Origin of the sequence: Pedobacter sp. MR2016-19 (assembly GCF_014947265.1) — a bacterium.
Lineage (GTDB): Bacteria > Bacteroidota > Bacteroidia > Sphingobacteriales > Sphingobacteriaceae > Pedobacter.
Map to the genome: position 1 here is coordinate 1 of NZ_JADCNK010000048.1, position 1,830 is coordinate 1,830.

The 1,830-nt window shown below is 44.4% G+C and carries 1 protein-coding gene; it reads left to right on the forward strand.

What is annotated here, in order from left to right:
* Positions 1-1,830: putative Ig domain-containing protein (locus IM793_RS24650; protein WP_193426163.1), on the forward strand; the 1,830-nt coding region annotated here is incomplete at both ends.

The following is a 1,830-nucleotide window of genomic DNA, read 5'->3' on the forward strand; positions in this document are numbered from 1 at the left end:
GCCTCAACAGGAAGTACGCCGTTAGTAACTGGCAATAACGGTACTTTTGTAACGCCTGCAGTAAGTTCAGCAACTGTATTTTATGTAGAAGCCGTTTCCGGAACAGCAATCAGTTCGAGAACATCGGTTACGGTTTCAGTTAACCCACCGGCAACTTTAGCCACAGTTACGACTAATAACCAGGTAATCAACTCGGGACAAACTACAACTTTAACCGCTATTGCTGATGCTGGAAATACCATTGCCTGGTTTGATGCTCCATCAGCGGGAACGCAGGTTGGAACAGGCACTTCGTTCACTACGCCAGCCTTATCTGCAACCAAAACTTATTATATAGAAACCACAAGCAGCAATGGCTGTAAAAGTGCAAGCCGCGTTCCGGTAACTGTAACTGTAATTAACGGCGGTGGCGCAACAGCTTGCAATGCCGCAAACAATCAGAATACCGGTATTAATGGGATCTGTTTATTATGCGCTATAAATGGCGCAGGTAACTCTACTGATGCTAATACAAACAACTTCACCAGGATTTCTCTTGCTGTAGGCGTTACAGCAACAGGTTATCAACAATTAATCTTCCCATCCACAGGTGTTGCTACAGATAGCATCCGTTTAGACCTGGCTTTACCAACTGGTTTAACCGATGTTGGTCTTTTAAATAATGTAACCATTACGGTATTAAATGGTACTACGGTTGTAAAAACAGTTCAATTAGGCGGTGCATTATTAAGTCTTCAACTATTATCAGGTAATCGTTTTGCGGCAACTGTTTTAGCGGGTGGTGCTTACGATAGGGTACAGGTAAGCTTTGGTGCACTGGTTTCCGCTTTAACCAGCTTAGATATTTATGGCGCAACGGTAGTTTATCCAAACCCAACATTTATAGCGGGTGCACAATCGATCTGTTCAGGTAGCACTGCAACATTAAGTGCAACTGCAAATGGTGGTACAACCTTAACCTGGTTCGATGCGCCGACAGGTGGCAACCAAGTGGGTACAGGAGTAAACTTCACTACTCCGGCTTTAACAGCTACCACTACCTATTATGTTCAGGTAACTAAAGGAACTTGTTCAAATACAACAAGGGTTCCGGTGGTTATTAATGTTAATCCGGCAATTGTATTTGCAGGTACAACATTAACCAATGCAACAATTGCCTCGCCTTATAGTAAACAGCTTCCTGTAGCAACAGGCGGTACGCCGGGCTATACTTATGCTTTGGCTTCGGGTAGTACCTTACCAGCTGGTTTAACTTTATCATCAAGTGGCCTGGTAATTGGAACGCCAACTGCAACAGGTAACCCAACCTTTGATGTTGTAGTAACTGATACAAAAGCTTGTAGTACAACTGCAGCATTCACTTTAAATGTAACGCCAGCCTTAGCTTTAGCTCCTGGAGCATTGCCTAACGGTGTAACAGGCATACCGTATACTACTAACGGAATTCCAGCTGCAACAGGCGGAACTGGTCCGTATTCATATACGGCTACTGCGCTTCCTCCGGGATTAACCTTTAACCCGGCAACAAGAGAAATTACAGGTACGCCAACTCAGGTCGGAACCTTTACTATTCCGGTAACAGTAACGGATGCTAATGGCAATACGATTACAGCTAACTATACGCTTAAAGTAACCGATCCGTTGGTTTTACCGGCTGCCACTTTAGCCAATGGAACTACTGGTACAGTTTATCCTACCCAAACTATTCCATCAGCAACAGGTGGTTCAACACCTTATACTTATGCTGCAACGGGTCTTCCTCCGGGTTTGACTTTTAACCCGGCAACAAGAGAAATTACCGGAACACCTACGCAATCCGGAACTTTCACC